Raw genomic sequence first — 15908 nt, 5'->3', positions numbered from 1 at the left:
GATGTCGAGACGCGAGACAAACTTGCCGTGCGAACCGGAGGCGACCAGAACGGTGTCGCCGACGCGAATGAGGCCGGGCATCGCGTCATGGGTATGCGCGGTCAAAATGACGTCGAGCCCTTTCACCCGGCTGGCGAGCTTGCGATCGACGTCGAAGCCGTTATGCGAAAGCAGCACGACGATCGAAGCGCCATCGGCGCGCGCCTCGTTGACCTGCTTTTGCATATCCTCTTCGCGAATGCCGAATTCCCACTTCGGGAACATCCAGCGCGGATTTGCCACCGCCGTGCGCGGCAACGCCTGGCCGATCACGGCGATCTTTGCGCCGCCCCGCTCGAACATCCTGCGCGCCTCGAAGACCGGCTCCTGCCATTCATTGTCGCGAACATTCTGGGCCAGGAACGCGAACGGCGCCTTGTCGACGATTTCCTTGACGCGGTCGGCGCCGTAGGTGAATTCCCAATGGCCGACCATGGCATCGACCTTCAGCGCCGACATGATGTCGACCATGTCCTGCGCCTTGGTCTGCAGGGACGTCCAGCTGCCCTGCCAGGTGTCGCCGCCGTCCAGCAACAGCACCTTGTCTTCGCCGCGTTCGGCACGCACGGCCCCGATCAATGCCGCGATGCGATCCATGCCGCCCATGCGGCCATAATTGCGCGCCAGGGCCACAAAGTCGTCGGACGTCAGCGCAAAGGCGTCGGCTGAGCCGGTTGCGATCTTGAAGTACTTGCGGAATTCGGCGTCGGAAATATGCGGCGGAAGTCCCTTGGCCTCACCCGCGCCGAGATTGACGGATGGCTCGCGGAAATGCAGCGGCATCAATTGGGCGTGGATATCCGTCACATGCAGAATCGTGACGGTCCCCAACGGGTCGAAGCGCATGATGTCGGCCTGCGACAGCCGTTGCTGGGCGGCTACCCTTCCGAGATCGCCGAGCCCGCTGCCGACCAGCAACGCCGACGCAGCCGACGTCGCCTGCAGGAATTCCCGCCTCGATATCATCAATCCACCCTTACTTGCCTATGCGACTCAAGAAATTATCGGGAGGCTCTCATGGCCTCCTTGAATGCAGGCACGTTTCACATCGCGCCTGCAGATCAAGCTGCGACGGTCAGCTTGTTCTTGGAAACGTAATTCGAACCGTCATCGTCCTTCCATGTGAAGGTGAATTCGCCGCTTTCGGCAGCCTTGTAGAAAAACGACTGATAGGGATTGGCCGAAATCGCAGGATTCCACTCGGCTTCGAACACCGTCTTGCCGTTGAATTCCGCGACAAACTTGTTGATGATCTTGCGCGGCACGATCTTGCCGGCAGAGTCCTTGCGCTGACCCGATTCCATCTCGTGAGAGATCAGGGTCTTGATTTCAAAGATTTCGCCGGGCTTGACCTGGGCCGGTACGCGAACACGCGGGGTTGGCTGTGTGGCCATGGAAAACTCCTCACCTTGATTTTATGATTCTTGCGGCGACAGTTCAGCCGCCGCAGCCACCGATGGTCACCTTCACATTGGCCTTTGCCATGTGAAGATTTCCGTTCGACATTTCCGCGATGCAGATGATGTTCTGGGTTTGCGCGAGCCGCATGCGGGTCGATGCGGCGGCCTTGCCGCAGGCAGGCGTGAATTTGTAGCTGACGATACCCGGCAGCGGATTGCCGTCGGCGAAGACATGCACCGCCTTGACGTAATCCGCATCCGTCATGGGGCTTTCGACCTCGACGTTGACCGGCACGACGAGGCCGTTTTCGGCGATCTCGGGCACATCGAGCTTGATCTTGCCGCTCTCCAGCTTCTTGTCGCCGTACAGTTTCTTGATTTCCGCGGCGACGGTCTGCTCGTCGGCGAAGGACATCCTGGGGGCGAGCAGCGCCGCAAATCCCAAGATCGAGGCGAGACCGAGCGCCTCGCGACGGGTCGTTTCAATCGAATTCCAAACCATATGGGTATCCTCCCGCGGGATCTCTTTGGTGCATCCCTAGACAATGAAATCTCTTGACGATTCCAACTTTGATCTATCATGATCTGCAAATATCATTATATTGTTTTTTTTGAATGTAAAGATGCCTGGCCGGTTGAAGGCCTTAAGGACCGCAAAAGACGGTCGTCGGATGGGAGGGTGAGGAATGAGACGAGCCGCGATCGGTTCCGTGCTGACCGCTATGTTGCTATGCACAATTTCTTTCAGTGCTCGCGCGCAGGATGCCAGTGAGAAGGAGATCGAGCGCTATCGCGCGATGATCTCCGATCCCATGTCCAATCCGGGATTTCTCGCCGTCGATCGGGGAGAAGTCCTGTGGCGTGAAAAGCGCGGCAGCAAGAATGCCTCCCTTGAAGGATGCGATCTCGGTCTTGGCGCGGGAAAGCTGGAAGGCGCCTTCGCGAAGCTTCCCCGGTTTTTCAAGGATGCCGACAAAGTCATGGACCTGGAACAGCGGTTGCTGTGGTGCATGCAGAACATCCAGGGGCTCGACACCAAGGATGTGATCGCCCGACGGTTTTCAGGCCCTGGTCGTGCCTCCGACGTGGAGGATCTGGTCGCCTATATTGCCAATAAATCGAATGGCATGAAAATAGACGTGCAGCTGAGCCACCCCAAGGAAAAGGAAATGGCAGCCGTCGGCGAAGCATTGTTCTTCAGGCGTGGTGGCGTGATGGATTTTGCCTGTGCCACCTGCCATGGCGAAGAAGGCAAGCGAATCCGGTTGCAGGGTTTGCCGAACCTGGCGAAGGCCGGCAAGCAGGCTCAGGAGACCATGGGTTCGTGGCCAACCTATCGGGTGTCGCAGGGCGCGTTGCGGACGATGCAGCATCGTCTGTGGGACTGCTATCGCCAGCAACGATGGCCGGTTCCGGAATATGCTTCCGATAGCGTCACCGCGCTGACCGTTTTCCTGAACAAGCAGGCGCTCGGCGGTGAAATCAACGTCCCGTCGATCAAACGCTGAGGGAGCGCGCCATGAAAACGATATTGAAAGCTACTGCGCTGCTCCTGGTGGTGGGCGTTATCGCCCTCCCCGCCACAGCATACGCGCAAACAAAGGACAAGACCGTCGCCGAAAAGACCGATCCAGCGGTCGTCGACGCCTATCTCAAGGCGACCTTCGGGAAGGCCCCGCCCGAATGGCAGGCGCGAATTGAGCCCGATGAAACGCTGAAGACCTGCAATCTGTATCACAATGATGTGCCGGCTGCGGAAGCCGACAAGATCGTCAAGCGCGAACTGGCCAAGGTCGTGTTTCCCGCGGACGGGAAATTGCTCGGCGACTGGAAGGAAGGCAAGAAGATCGCCAACAACGGCCGCGGCGGACAGTTCTCCGACGACGAAAAGACGGTGAACGGCGGCAACTGCTATGCCTGTCACCAGATGGAGCTCAAGGAAGTCAGCTACGGCACGCTGGGTCCGAGCCTCACGGCGTACGGCAAGGACCGTAAGTTCGATCCGGCCGAAGCCAAACAGGCTTACACCAAGATCTACAATTCGCAGGCTGTAGTGGCATGTTCGAACATGCCGCGCTTCGGCGCAAACAAGTTCCTGACGGAAAAGCAGATCAAGGATCTCGTCGCATTGCTGTTCGATCCTGAGTCACCGGTCAACAAATAGCCGCAACTGAACCGATGACCCGTTCAGGCATGCGGCGGCGCATGAAGGAGAAGGTACCATGGCGTTTCGTAGGTTGTTGCTGGCATCGGCCATCGTGGCACTGACAGTGCTTCCCGGCCGCGCGCAGGAATCACTCGTCACCTACAAATTGTTGAGTCCGGAGCTTGCGCTGGACTCCGCCCGTGCCGCTCTCGCTGAATGCCGCAAGCGCGGATTTCAGGTGGCGGTGGCGGTGGTCGATCGCTTCGGCGTGACCCAGGTCATGCTGCGCGATCGCTTTGCCGGCGCGCATACTCCCGCGACCGCCGCCGGCAAGGCCTGGACCGCGGCGTCCTTCCGCACCGACACGACCGCGCTGATGGCGATCAGCCAGCCGGGCATGCCGCAAGCTGGCCTGCGTGATCTGCCGGGCGCCGTCATCCTCGGCGGAGGCATGATCATCGAAGGTGGAGGTTCGATGGTCGCCGCTATCGGCGTTTCAGGCGCGCCAGGGGGCGACGCCGACGATGCCTGCGCCAAGGCAGGGATAGCCGCGATTCGCGACAAGCTGGATTTCTAGAGTCGCCTGGCCGCCGGTGACTTTGGTCAGGCCTGCTTCTTGAGCCAGTCGGGGAACGACAAGCTGTCGTAGCCCCTCTCCCGCACGTAACGGAACATCGCGAGAAACTCCGGAGGCTCGAGCAGTCCGGGCATCCGGGCGACTTCGCGCGCCTGTCCGCGCGCGACAGCGAGGCCGTCAGTCTTCTCGGGAAAAAACTGGATCGTCGGCGTGAATCGAATCCCGTACGCTTCGCCAAGCGCCTTTTCGCCCAGCTTGCGTCCATCGAAGTCCGTTACGGCGCGCGATCCGATGTGGTTGAGATGCAGGATCTCGAAATTGTCACGGATATAACTTTCGATTTTCGGATCCATCAGATGGACCTCGTGCATCTTCTTGCAGGAAGGACACCCCTTGAGACCCCACATGATCGCGAAGCGCTTGCCCTTCGCTGTGGCGCCGGCGAGATCCTCGGAAAGATCGAGGAAACTCTCCAGATACCAGTCCATCTGATACAGACCGTCGTCGCCGAGCTTCGCTGCTGCCGCGGCGGGAGCAGCGCGGAATCCGATGGCGCCAAGGCCCAGCGCCCCGACTACGTGCCTTCGGGTCAGACGATATTCAGGTTTCAGCATCGGAGCATCCTTTCAGGGTCCCGTTCAGCCGATCGATCCCAAAGCGGGGAATGTCTGCAACAACCAGCCGGCGATGCGCGGCATCGCGCCAGTCAAAAACAGAACGCCAGTCAGCACAAGGCCGGAGCCGATCACCTTCTCGATAAGGTTCATATGATTGCGCATCCGCCCCATCAGCCGGACGAAATGGCCGGCGAAAAACGCCGCCAGCAGAAACGGAATTCCGATTCCCATTGCATAGACGCCGAGCAGCATCGCGCCGCGCCCTGCCGATCCCTCGACCCCGGCGATAATGAGGATCGTCGCAAGCACGGGTCCGACGCACGGCGTCCAGCCGAAGGCGAAAGCAAGCCCGACGAGATAGGCGCCCACATAGCCGGCGGGCTTGCTCGCGGTCTGAAAGCGGGCTTCGCGAAACAGCAGCCCGATTCTCAAGACGCCAAGAAAGTGCAGGCCCAGGATCACGATGATGAACCCCGCGATCATTCCCAGCGTTTTGAAATGAGCGGTGACGGCCTTTCCAATCAGCGAGGCGGAAGCACCGAGCGCAACGAACACCGTGGCGAACCCGAGCACGAAGGCAAAGGACAGGGCGACAACGTGCCAGTTTTGCCGGCTGGCTTCTCCCTGCCCGGGTCGCGTCAGATCATCGAGGCTGACACCTGCGAGAAAACAAAGGTAGGGCGGCACCAGAGGCAGGATGCACGGCGAAAGAAACGACAACAGGCCCGCTCCCAACGCGCCGACCAGGGAAATATTTGAAATCACGGCGTTACCGACTCTGGTAGATACATGCGAATTCGTCTATATGTATCACATGATTGAGAAGATGCGCCTGAAATTTCCTCTCCCTCGCTTGTCCGTGCTCGCGGCACTGCTTTGGCCAATGACGTCGCATGCGGCCGAACTCCTGATGTTCGAGCGCGACGGCTGCATCTGGTGTCAGAGGTGGGATCAGGCGGTTGGCCCGACCTATGACAAGACCGGCGAGGCCGAACGGCTTCCGCTTCGGCGCCTCAACATCGACAAACAAAATTCCTCAGGCGTTAAGCTCGCTTCGACGGTCGTATACACGCCGACTTTCGTGGTGGCGGACAACGGCCGGGAGATCGGACGCATCACCGGCTACATCAACGACGATGCTTTTTGGGGGCTGCTCGGGACTTTTGTAGCCAAGCTGGAACCGTCGCCTCCGCCGAGCGCGCATAGCTATGCGAAGTACCCTTCTCCGATTCCAATGACAAATTGACAGCCATGACATCGATCCTCTCAACCGACATCGAGACAGAACTTCGCGACGGCGCGGAATATTCGCCCGAACTCGATCAGTTGATGCGCAAGGCGCGAAAGGCCAGCAATTTCCTCAAGGCTCTCTCGCACGAGAACCGCCTCCTGCTACTTTGCCTGCTCGCCGAGCGCGAGCGGTCCGTCACCGAACTTGAGAACATTCTTTCGCTGCGACAATCGGCCGTTTCCCAGCAACTCGCGCGCTTGCGCTATGATGGTATGGTCGACACAAGGCGCGACGGAAAGACGATCTACTACAATCTTGCCAACGAAGATGTACGCCGCATGATTTCTGTCGTTTATGACATCTTTTGCGCAACGGCGAGTGCTGGCGCAAAGAAATAAACCGCCGCGCGGCAGGCGGATGATATGGCAGTTCGGCAATACTGCCGAGCAAGACCTGCGCCGGATCCGGGAGAGACACCATGCAGAATCTGTCTGCCTGGATGCAAGCGCTCGCTGGCTTTGCCATAGGCGCGGCTGCAGGATTTGCCGTACGCCACGCCAAACTTTGTTCATTTGGGGCTATCGAAGACGCGCTGATGGGCGGCGACAGCCGTCGCCTTCGAATTTTCGGGCTTGCGCTCGGCATCGCAATCCTCGGAACGCAGGGGCTGATCATTGGCGGCTTTCTAGACCCCGAACAAACTACCTACACACCCGCGGCCCTTCCCTTGGTCGCGATCCTGATCGGCAGCGTGATGTTTGGGACCGGAATGGCGATGGTGGGGACCTGTGGCTTCGGTTCCCTCGTGCGACTGGGGACCGGCGACCTGCGCAGCCTTGTTGTGATCCTGATCCTTGGTGTCGCAGCCTATGCGACGCTGCGCGGCGCTTTGGCCGGCTTTCGCATTACGGTTCTGGAAGGCCTTTCCATTGCCATGCCGGATGGCGTGCGGTCGGACATGGCATCGCTTTCAACGCACGCCTTGGGTTTGGATGTGCGTGGCGCGATCGCTGCGACCGTAGGCGGCGCCCTTTGCTGGCTTGCATTCGGCGACCGGAGGCTCAGGCGCACACCACGCCTGCTGTCGGCCGGAATCGCACTGGGCCTTCTGACCGTTGCAGGATGGGTCGCGACGTCGTCATTCGCCGACGATTTCGCCAGTCCGGTTCGCCCGCAAAGCCTGACATTCGTATCTACGGTCGGAAAGGCGATCTACGCGGGACTTCTGAACGTCGCGAATTTCGCGGACTTCGGGGTCGGCAGCGTGTTCGGCGTCGTCGCAGGCTCCTGGCTCGCGGCGTGGCGCGCGGACGAATTGCGATGGGAGGCATTCGACGACGACCACGAGATGCGGCGTCACCTCACAGGGGCTGCATTGATGGGCATCGGCGGAATTCTGGCCGGCGGCTGCACCATCGGCCAAGGCATCACCGCCGGATCGATGCTGTCACTATCCTGGCCATTTGCCGTGGGTGGCATGATCCTTGGAGCAAGGATGGGAATCGCCACACTTGTCGATGGCACGCCGCAAGAGCTAATTCGGCGCGGCTGGGCTAGCCTGCGCAGCAGAAACTACCCGTCGAAATAAGGAGCGCCGCTCATTTCCCGACCGGCCCCTTGCGCGCCCGCCATGCCGACCGGAAAATGATACATGTCCTGCCTCCCGGCAGCGATCATTCGCTTCATGGCGGCTGCGGACCGTCCCCGGCGGCCGTCGATACCTTGGTCTAGCTGCCCAATTGGCACTCCGCTTCCGTTCAGATGACAAGGCATTCAACCGAATTGGATTTCATGTCCTGCATAGTCTCGTTCCCAATGCCCGCGCCGCGCAAAGCCAAACCGCGGGTGAACGATTTACCGAACAGCGGCATCGCCATATCAAACTGGCGTCAGGGCCGGACGTAACTCCAGCCCCGTTCCTGCAACTCCATCAGACGGACGACGCCGGCCGGCACCACTTTCGCCCGCGAGACGAGCGGGATTTCTTTGCCCTCGGCCTTTTGCATTGCTTCCTGCGTATTGCCGCAAGCACTGAAGGCAACGTTGGGCATGCTTTCGCCGATCGATTTAACCCGCGCCTTCACCGGCGAGGTATCGTCGCGCAGCATATGCAGGCCAGGCCCATAGACGACGATTTCGATTTCAACTTCCTCACCCTTTGCGCTGTAGTCATGAGCAACGTTCGCTGCATTGTTAAGCGCCAGGTTCATTACGGCCGGATCGTTGACACTTACCTGAATGGCCACGTGGTGCACCTTCGAATCCGCGGCACGAAGCGGCTGCACGCTTATCGTTAAGCTAAGCGCAAAAATTGCGCAGTAAGACGTCAATTTGGTCCATGCCCTCACAGCGGTTCTCCCTTTTGTTGAGTCGGTTTAGCCCGGCTTCAATCGAATTCTAATATATAATTTTGTGAATGTATATGGAGCGTACGGCGGCGACGCTCGATGCTGAACTTCCTTGGCGCCCGCGGATCTTAATTTCTCCCGCGAACCCAAGGCAGCAGGTTACGGCTAACCCGACCGTCGGTCCGCGCCAGGCGCGGATGAACTTTTGCGCGATCGTTACGCGAAGCCGCCGATTGCATCACTCATGTTGCATCGCGAAATCTCTGGCAAGAGAGATCTTCAAGCTTTTGCCGCGTCCAGTCTGTCGTTGATTCGGCTGGCGCCGTGTCGTTGCAAAGTCGTTGTAAATTTAGACAAAATACTTCACTCGACGAATAGAAGGACGTTTCGTGGACTTCAGGTATTGCCTTGCGTTGGCTGCCGACGGCCCTGTTAGGCCCGGGCATTGGATGACACTCGCGGACAACGGGCGGATGCTCAGAATGCGCGAGGCTTTCGCAGATCCCTACCGGACCGTCTATGTCTCACGCGCGGAGCGGCGGCGAGATGAGGACGGCTCGGTCGGCGTCCGGTGCACCTTCCATGATCCAACGTGAACGCCCTTTGCACGTTTTACTTCGTCGTCCGACCTGAAGGCTGGCGAAGGTCGAAAGCCGCCGAGTGAAATGTGCGCCTCTCCGCCGTCATCGCGCGCTGGACCAGAGCTTTGAGGCGAAATCTGCGCTTTGCGGCGAGTTCCGACGGCGCCGTGCAATCCCATGCATAGATGCGTCCGGCCCCTCTCATCACGTTCGGCATCGGAAATGATGGCAACTTTCCCGATCGCCTCCTGAAACCTTGACTCGCGTGATCTAGTCCCGCTGCAGTTTGACTTATTTCACGAACCGCTCTTGCACGATCGGGCGCTCGCTGCCGCGATCTGTGGCGCGGATCGGGCAATTCATCCGACGGTGCCAAGCCCCTCCGTCAGATCGTCGAACAACTCCTCTACCGCGAAGGCTCGGGGGATTAGCTGCTGCTGCGCGGCATAGCCAATGATCTTCTCCAGCGAGCGGCGCATCTCGTCAGCGCTGAACTGCGGCACCGCGGCTGCCGGTGCACGCGCAGCGCTCTCGCGCAGCAGGCGGAACACTTCCCGCACCTCGTCAGGATGACGATCGGCAAGCTGCTGGCTGACCACCACCATGTGGTTGATCGGCAGCACGCCGTATTTGGCGAACCAGGATTCTTCTTCCGCCGCGACGTCCGGAAACAACGGCTTCAGACCCGGTCTCTCCACCTTCTCGCCGAGCACCGCATCGAGTTCGCCGTCGAGCAGCATCTGGACAATCTGCTTGCCCGCGGGCGCGCGCTCCGTCCTGTCCACATACTCCGCGACATGCGCGTCTTCGAACGTCACCCAGCGAACCGCGTCGAGATTGACGCCGTGCTCATTGGCGAGAATGCCGCGTAGCCACGCGCCGGTCGTGGTGGTGAAGGAGCGGATGCCGACCCGCCTGCCCTCGAGATCGCGCGGTTTCAGATTGCCGAGATCGGCGCGGTAGACCGCGTGCGCGTATTGATGCCGCGCCACCACCACATGCGGCAGCAGCACCATCGGCTTGCCGAAACTCCTCGCCATCAGATAGGTGACGATCGCCATTTCCGCGACGTCGAAAGCCTGCTCGCGCACCATCGGCTTGAAGCCCTTGTTGGTCGGCGAGTATTGCGCGAAATCGAAGCTGACGAGATCCGATTTGAGCGATCCATCCTTCAGCGCTAACGTGCCGGGATGGTCGCCGAGCAAGATGCGCAGGCGCATGGTCATCTCAGTCAGCCTCCGGTTCGCCGCCTACCTTGCATTCGCCGGCGCATTCACGTTCCACAGATCCGCGCGCCAGTGCAGCACGATCGCCAGCATCAACGCCAGCCCCGCGGCGGCGTAGAGCGAGGCGGTCGCGGCAAATCCGATCTCGCCGATCAGGCTGCCGGCGGCCAGGAGGCCGAGCGGCAGGCTGTAGATCGCGAGCATGCGTACGCCCATCACGCGGCCGCGAAGATGCTCGCTCGCCGCGCGCATCAGGATGACGGCGACCGAAATCATCGCAAGACTCTGCATGAAGCCCGCCAGCATCAGGCAAACGATCGCGGCCGGCATGCTCTGCATTTGCGCAAACACCAGCAGGGTCGCGAACCACGCCATGGTGGAGCCGATCATCAGCCGCGCCACCCGGATGCCGCCGATCAGGCTGAGCGCAATGGAGCCGACCAGCGAGCCGAGCGCAAAGCTGGCCGCCAGATAGCCAAGCCCGGTCTGGTCGGTGCCGTAGATGTCGCGCGCGACATAGGGCAGCAAGCCGTTGGACAATGGATAGGCGGTGAGGTTGACGAGGAAGGCGACCCAGATCGCCGCCCGCATCCGCGGCGTGGTCCAGACATAGGCGACGCCCTCCTTCAGGTCGCGCAGCGTCGAACGCAGCGGCGCGCCGTCGATCGGTTCGCCGGCCGGATGCGGCTTCGAGGGCGCCACGACGCGCAGGCCGAGCAGCGTGGAGACGAGATAAAGGCCGACGATCGCGATATAGGCCGGCCCCATACCGAGCGCTGCGAACAGGCCGGCGCCGCTCAGCGCACCGGCGAATTTCGCGGTGTCCATCGTGGTCCTGGAAATGCTGATCGCGCCGATCAGCTGATCGTGCGGCATGATGGTGGCGACCAGCGCGCCGCGCACGCCGAGGTCCGACGGCCGCACCAGGCCCATGACAGCCACGATGATGAGGACATAGACCGGATTCAAATGGCCGGTCAGCGCCAGCGTCATCAGGATGGCGGCCTGCGCCGCATAAAACGCCCGCATCATCGCGAGCAGGTCGCGGTGACCGATGCGGTCGCCAACCACGCCGAACACCGGGGCAATCAAGGTGCCGACAAAACTGAGCGACGCGAACACCGTCAGCAGCAATACCGAGCCGGTCTCGACCAGCACATACCAGCCGAGAATCAGCGTCTCCATCTCGAACGCCCAGGAGGTGAGCAGGTCGGCGGGCCACTGGAAACGGTAATTTCGGATACGGAAGGGTGCCAGCGCGGAAGGCCGCGCGAACTCGCTCAAATCCCGGTGCCGCGGTTCATCGCGTTCCACCCTGCCTTGTTTCTTGTTAGTCCGGAAAAGCGGATTTCCCCGCGGCGGAAATCACTTCCTGGAAGTTGGATGTAGGGTAGCGTTGCCGTCGCCTGTGTCAATCACGCCTGACCTTGGCGACCGGGCCTGCAGTCGCGGCACGCCAGGACCACCCGCCCGCGCCGGTGGCGACCGTCGGCGGGGTGGCCTCTTCCGGCCTTGGTAAAGGAGAGGTTAACGGGCAAGCGCCGCCGGAACCCATGGACGCACCGCAAAAACCGCGATTTTCGCGCCAAATCCACCGCTGCGGGCTCGCGGCGCGGCTCAACAGGGCGGGACTCTGACCAAGATGCCGCGGATTTAGCGAACCTCGAATTGTCAGCGTTTAACCGTTTCTCCAGCCCCGGCCTCCATAGTGAACCCTGGTCCAAATTCATGACATGCCAGGTTCAAGCACTGTGACATCCTTCGGACGTGTGATTTCGGTGCGCGGATCCCTCGCCCGGGTCGGCCTGCTGGCGGCGAGCCAACTCGGCCTCTCGGCGGTGCGGGCGACCGTCGGCCGCTTCGTCAGCATCCGCTGCGCCAATTCCACCATCGTCGCCATGATCACGGACGTGACCTGCGAGGACCTGCCCTCCTCCGACGCCTACATCGCCAGCGCCGGGGTCGACCTGCTCGGCGAGATCCTCGGCGGTCCGGAGCGGCCCAAGTTCCAGCGCGGCGTCACCAACTATCCGACCATCGGGGATGCCGTCGACCTGATCACCAACCAGGAGCTCCGCACGGTCTATGCCCCGACCGGGTCGGATCAGATCAATGTCGGCACCCTGCAGCAGGATGCCTCCGTCATCGCCTATGTCGATGTCGAGGAAATGCTCTCCAAGCACTTCGCCGTGCTCGGCTCCACCGGCGTCGGCAAATCCAGCGGCGTATCGCTGCTGCTGAACGAAATTCTGAAATCGCGGCCCAACCTGCGGGTCTTCCTGCTCGACGTTCACAATGAATATGGCCGCTGCTTCGGCGACCGCGCGCTGGTGCTCAATCCGCGCAATCTGAAGCTGCCGTTCTGGCTGTTCAACTTCGAAGAGATCGTCGACGTGCTGTTTGCCGGCCGTCCCGGCGTGCCCGAGGAACTCGACATCCTCGCCGAGGTCATTCCGATGGCGAAGGGCATCTATACCCAGTACCAGAACGCCGACCGGGTCGGGCTGAAGCGGATCGATCCCAAGACGATCGGCTACACCGTCGATACCCCGGTGCCCTACCGGCTGGTCGACCTGATCTCGCTGATCGACGAGCGCATGGGCAAGCTGGAAAACCGCTCGTCGCGCATCATCTATCACAAGCTGATTTCGCGGGTCGAGACCGTGCGCAACGATCCGCGCTACGCCTTCATGTTCGACAACGCCAATGTCGGCGGCGACACCATGGCGGAAGTGATCAGCCACCTGTTCCGGCTGCCGGCCAATGGCCGGCCGATGACCATCATGCAGCTCGCCGGTTTTCCGGCCGAAGTGGTCGATAGCGTGGTGTCGGTGCTGTGCCGGATGGCGTTCGATTTCGGGCTGTGGAGCGACGGCGTCTCGCCGCTGCTGTTCGTGTGCGAGGAGGCGCACCGATACGCCTCCGCCGACCGCAACATCGGTTTCGGCCCGACCCGCAAGGCGGTCAGCCGCATCGCCAAGGAAGGCCGCAAATACGGCGTCTATCTCGGCCTCGTGACGCAACGTCCCGCCGAACTCGACGCCACCATCATTTCCCAGTGCAACACGCTGTTCGCGATGCGGCTGGCCAACGACCGCGACCAGGCGCTGCTGCGCTCGGCGGTCTCGGACGCCGCCGCCAACCTGTTGTCGTTCGTGCCCTCGCTCGGCACCCGCGAGGTGCTGGCGTTCGGCGAAGGCGTCGCTTTGCCGACGCGTCTGCGCTTCAAGGAAGTGCCGATCCACCAATTGCCGCGCAGCGAAGCCACCATCTCGACGGTGCCCTCGGTCGCCGCCGGCCACGACATGCACTTCGTCGGTGCGGTGCTGGAACGCTGGCGCGGCGCCACCTCGCATCGCGACGTTCCCAACGACCCCGGCATCAACGAACGTCCCGCCGCCCGCTCGCTGGAGCCGCGCACGATGGAAGCGCCGCTGCTGCAGCCGTCGATGGGACTCGATCCCGACCGCTTCTCGCTGTTGAAGAAGCCGCTGCGCTGACGCGGCTGCGGCGACCTGCTCCAGACGCAGCTTCGTAATCTCGCGGCGCGGTTCGCCCGAGGTTTGCCGGTAACTTCACGCCCTCTCCGATCCGAGGGCGCAGGGAAAGCCGGATGCACGCTGCACCCGCGGTCTCGTGTGCAATGGAGTGGGTAGATGAGCACACGAGCATACAGGTCCAGCGGAGGCAATCCGACTTTCCCTGCGCGGCAGTTTACGGCTTATACGAGGTCTCCCCGGTGAGCTATGCACTTTTGCCACCGTCGCCCGCGCTTCTCGGCGCGAACTTGATACCAGCATGAGGGTGTCAGGACCCCACGATTTCGCCGTCCGCTTCAGGCGCCCTCGTCAGCACGCCATCCCCGTCCACCGCATCCCCGCCCCGCGCCGGTACGTTGCGCAACGCCCCTCTGAGTGGGACGGGATGGTTATTGATATAAGCTGATTTTCACTTCTGTAAAACAGAAATATTTTTCCCGGAGGGGCTTGACACGAATTCTGATAACCAGAAGTGATTTGCCCGTCGGGTTGTTTTGCCGCGGCCGACCCGGAAAATTTTGCTTGCGCGCGAAGCCTGCAGAATGGGTTGAGCCCTTGCGAAACCCATGAGTATTAAGGTGACAGAGTATTACGGTATTACGGTGACAGTGCACTCAATCAATACTCGAAGCCGGTCGTAGGGAAAGCCACTGACGAGCGCTATCGCAGAACAGGATTAAGTGCACTGTCACCGTAATTCCGCTGTCACCGCAATTCCATCAACGTCATTGCGAGGAGCGCTCTTGTCCGCCGAAGCCCGCCTTCGGGCGAAGGCGGATGCGACGAAGCAATCCATGCCGGGAGCACGAAGAAAGCTGGATTGCTTCGCTTCGCTCGCAATGACGTTGATGGAGTGTTGATCCAATTCTCAAACGTACTGGTACGCGTCGGATGGCGGGCAAGCTTCGTGCGAACTACCTTGCGCTGACGCGACCATGCATTATGGTCCCCGTCGCCCGCATCTCGCGGTGAGCCGGAATTTTCCCATGACCCAGCCCGCACCAAAACGCTTCCCGACCCCCGCCATCGACGCCCTGCCCGACGATATCCGCACGCGCCTGCTTGGCGTGCAGGAGAAGTCCGGCTTCGTGCCGAACGTGTTCCTGACGCTGGCGTACCGTCCCGATGAATTCCGGGCGTTCTTTGCCTATCACGACGCCCTGATGGAGAAGGACAGCGGCCTCTCCAAGGCCGAGCGCGAGATGATCGTGGTGGCGACGTCGAGCGCCAACCAGTGCCAGTATTGTGTAATCGCGCATGGCGCGATCCTGCGGATCCGCGCCAAAAACCCGCAAATCGCCGACCAGATCGCGGTCAACTACCGCAAGGCCGATATCACACCGCGCCAGCGCGCCATGCTGGACTTCGCGATGAAGGTGAGTGCGGAGGCGCACAAGGTTTCGGAAGCGGATTTTGCCGCAGTCGCGGGCCATGGCTTCAGCAACGACGACATCTGGGATATCGCCGCGATCTCCGCGTTCTTTGCGCTGTCGAACCGGATGGCGAACGTCACCGCGATGCGCCCGAACGACGAGTTCTATCTGATGGGACGGCTGCCGAAATAATGCTTCTTACTGGAGCATGATGCGGAGGAGAACATCACCTTGCTCGACTGGCCCGAGATCATGTTGCGTTTGGGCGTCGCCACGCTGGCCGGCGGGCTGATCGGGCTTGACCGCGATCTGCACGGCAAACCGATCGGCCTGAAGACGCTTGGCCTGGTCGGCCTTGCCACGGCGATGGTGGTGATGCTGGCGCTGCCCGCCGGCGACATCTCCGGAATTTCAGACGCCACCAGCCGGGTGATCCAGGGCATTCTCACCGGTATCGGCTTTCTCGGCGCGGGCGTCATCGTGCGCGGCGAGCATCGTTTCCGGGTTCATGGGCTCACCAGTGCCGCCTGCACCTGGCTCACCGCCTGTGCCGGCATCGCCTGCGGCGTCGGGCAATGGCGGATCGTCATCGCCGGTCTCGCCATTGCATCGGTGCTTCTCCTGCTGGGCCGCCCGCTCGAACGCTGGCTGCATCGCACGCTCGGCGGCAAGGACGTATCAGCGCAAAAATCTTCCTCTGGTGCGCCGCAGGATGTGCCGCCGCCCTGACAGTCCTCCGGCATTCCACGACGACTGCTGTGGGTTCCGCCGGTCGATTGCAGCAGCCGTGCCATGTGAAATCTTCCGCCAACATTTTCTGTGAGACGCATC

The 15908-nt window shown here is 61.3% G+C and carries 17 protein-coding genes; 9 read left to right on the top strand and 8 right to left on the bottom strand.

Features of this window, described 5'->3' with window-relative positions:
• From Q7T45_RS12045 to soxY, 3 genes are all read right to left on the bottom strand, one after another.
• On the bottom strand, positions 1 to 1005 hold a 1005-nt coding region (locus tag Q7T45_RS12045), incomplete at its 3' end, for a twin-arginine translocation signal domain-containing protein (protein WP_304870945.1).
• A gap of 95 nt (positions 1006 to 1100) precedes the next feature.
• Positions 1101 to 1433, bottom strand: coding sequence for a thiosulfate oxidation carrier complex protein SoxZ (gene soxZ, locus Q7T45_RS12040; RefSeq protein ID WP_304870944.1), 333 nt, complete (start codon positions 1431 to 1433; stop codon positions 1101 to 1103).
• Positions 1434 to 1476: 43 nt separating this feature from the next.
• Entirely contained in the window at positions 1477 to 1941 is a 465-nt protein-coding gene (soxY, locus tag Q7T45_RS12035) for a thiosulfate oxidation carrier protein SoxY (protein WP_304870943.1), read from the bottom strand.
• 184 nt (positions 1942 to 2125) lie between these two features.
• Here soxY and soxA point away from each other — a divergent pair, with 184 nt between their 5' ends.
• The 3 genes from soxA to Q7T45_RS12020 are packed head-to-tail and all read left to right on the top strand — an operon-like array spanning position 2126 to position 4162.
• Positions 2126 to 2947 carry a sulfur oxidation c-type cytochrome SoxA gene (gene soxA / locus Q7T45_RS12030; protein WP_304870942.1) on the top strand — a complete coding sequence of 274 codons (822 nt, stop codon included), beginning with the start codon at positions 2126 to 2128 and terminating at the stop codon, positions 2945 to 2947.
• Positions 2948 to 2958: 11 nt separating this feature from the next.
• Entirely contained in the window at positions 2959 to 3603 is a 645-nt protein-coding gene (gene soxX / locus Q7T45_RS12025; RefSeq protein ID WP_304870940.1) for a sulfur oxidation c-type cytochrome SoxX, read from the top strand.
• A gap of 58 nt (positions 3604 to 3661) precedes the next feature.
• On the top strand, positions 3662 to 4162 hold the full coding sequence (locus Q7T45_RS12020) for a heme-binding protein (RefSeq protein ID WP_304870939.1): 501 nt from the start codon (positions 3662 to 3664) through the stop codon (positions 4160 to 4162).
• Between the two features lie 26 nt (positions 4163 to 4188).
• Here the strand turns inward: Q7T45_RS12020 and Q7T45_RS12015 are convergent, their stop codons facing one another.
• Complete coding sequence (locus tag Q7T45_RS12015) at positions 4189 to 4776, bottom strand: thioredoxin family protein (protein ID WP_304870937.1); 588 nt, start codon at positions 4774 to 4776, stop codon at positions 4189 to 4191.
• A 24-nt stretch (positions 4777 to 4800) separates the two neighbouring features.
• The gene (locus tag Q7T45_RS12010) at positions 4801 to 5544 is read right to left on the bottom strand and encodes a cytochrome c biogenesis CcdA family protein (protein WP_304870935.1); all 744 of its coding nucleotides are present in this window, start codon (positions 5542 to 5544) and stop codon (positions 4801 to 4803) included.
• 40 nt (positions 5545 to 5584) lie between these two features.
• On the opposite strand from Q7T45_RS12010, the gene Q7T45_RS12005 reads away from it, so the two are divergent.
• From Q7T45_RS12005 to Q7T45_RS11995, 3 genes are all read left to right on the top strand, one after another.
• Positions 5585 to 6025 (top strand): thioredoxin family protein, encoded by a 441-nt coding sequence (locus Q7T45_RS12005; protein WP_304870933.1) that lies wholly within the window; start codon positions 5585 to 5587, stop codon positions 6023 to 6025.
• Positions 6026 to 6030: 5 nt separating this feature from the next.
• Positions 6031 to 6408: a metalloregulator ArsR/SmtB family transcription factor gene (locus Q7T45_RS12000; RefSeq protein ID WP_304870931.1), complete on the top strand. Its 378-nt coding sequence runs from the start codon at positions 6031 to 6033 to the stop codon at positions 6406 to 6408.
• A gap of 80 nt (positions 6409 to 6488) precedes the next feature.
• Positions 6489 to 7598: a YeeE/YedE family protein gene (locus Q7T45_RS11995; RefSeq protein ID WP_304870929.1), complete on the top strand. Its 1110-nt coding sequence runs from the start codon at positions 6489 to 6491 to the stop codon at positions 7596 to 7598.
• 301 nt (positions 7599 to 7899) lie between these two features.
• On the opposite strand, the gene Q7T45_RS11990 is transcribed toward Q7T45_RS11995, so the two are convergent.
• The 3 genes from Q7T45_RS11990 to Q7T45_RS11980 all read right to left on the bottom strand — a co-directional run bounded on the left by Q7T45_RS11990 (position 7900) and on the right by Q7T45_RS11980 (position 11449).
• The gene (locus tag Q7T45_RS11990) at positions 7900 to 8340 is read right to left on the bottom strand and encodes a DsrE family protein (RefSeq protein ID WP_370691259.1); all 441 of its coding nucleotides are present in this window, start codon (positions 8338 to 8340) and stop codon (positions 7900 to 7902) included.
• Positions 8341 to 9298: 958 nt separating this feature from the next.
• Positions 9299 to 10159 (bottom strand): ABC transporter substrate-binding protein, encoded by an 861-nt coding sequence (locus tag Q7T45_RS11985; RefSeq protein ID WP_304870927.1) that lies wholly within the window; start codon positions 10157 to 10159, stop codon positions 9299 to 9301.
• 30 nt (positions 10160 to 10189) lie between these two features.
• Positions 10190 to 11449 (bottom strand): MFS transporter, encoded by a 1260-nt coding sequence (locus Q7T45_RS11980; protein WP_304870956.1) that lies wholly within the window; start codon positions 11447 to 11449, stop codon positions 10190 to 10192.
• 449 nt (positions 11450 to 11898) lie between these two features.
• Here Q7T45_RS11980 and Q7T45_RS11975 point away from each other — a divergent pair, with 449 nt between their 5' ends.
• The 3 genes from Q7T45_RS11975 (at position 11899) to Q7T45_RS11965 (ending at position 15806) form a co-directional block, all read left to right on the top strand.
• Positions 11899 to 13665 (top strand): ATP-binding protein, encoded by a 1767-nt coding sequence (locus Q7T45_RS11975; protein ID WP_304870925.1) that lies wholly within the window; start codon positions 11899 to 11901, stop codon positions 13663 to 13665.
• 1025 nt (positions 13666 to 14690) lie between these two features.
• On the top strand, positions 14691 to 15269 hold the full coding sequence (locus Q7T45_RS11970; RefSeq protein WP_304870924.1) for a peroxidase-related enzyme: 579 nt from the start codon (positions 14691 to 14693) through the stop codon (positions 15267 to 15269).
• Between the two features lie 39 nt (positions 15270 to 15308).
• Positions 15309 to 15806: an MgtC/SapB family protein gene (locus tag Q7T45_RS11965; protein WP_304870922.1), complete on the top strand. Its 498-nt coding sequence runs from the start codon at positions 15309 to 15311 to the stop codon at positions 15804 to 15806.
• The last annotated feature ends 102 nt before the right edge of the window (positions 15807 to 15908 follow it).

Origin of the sequence: Bradyrhizobium sp., assembly GCF_030646015.1 — a bacterium.
In the GTDB taxonomy this organism is placed as follows: domain Bacteria; phylum Pseudomonadota; class Alphaproteobacteria; order Rhizobiales; family Xanthobacteraceae; genus Bradyrhizobium.
Note: the sequence above shows the minus strand (reverse complement) of the source record. Positions and strands in the feature narration are given on the sequence as shown.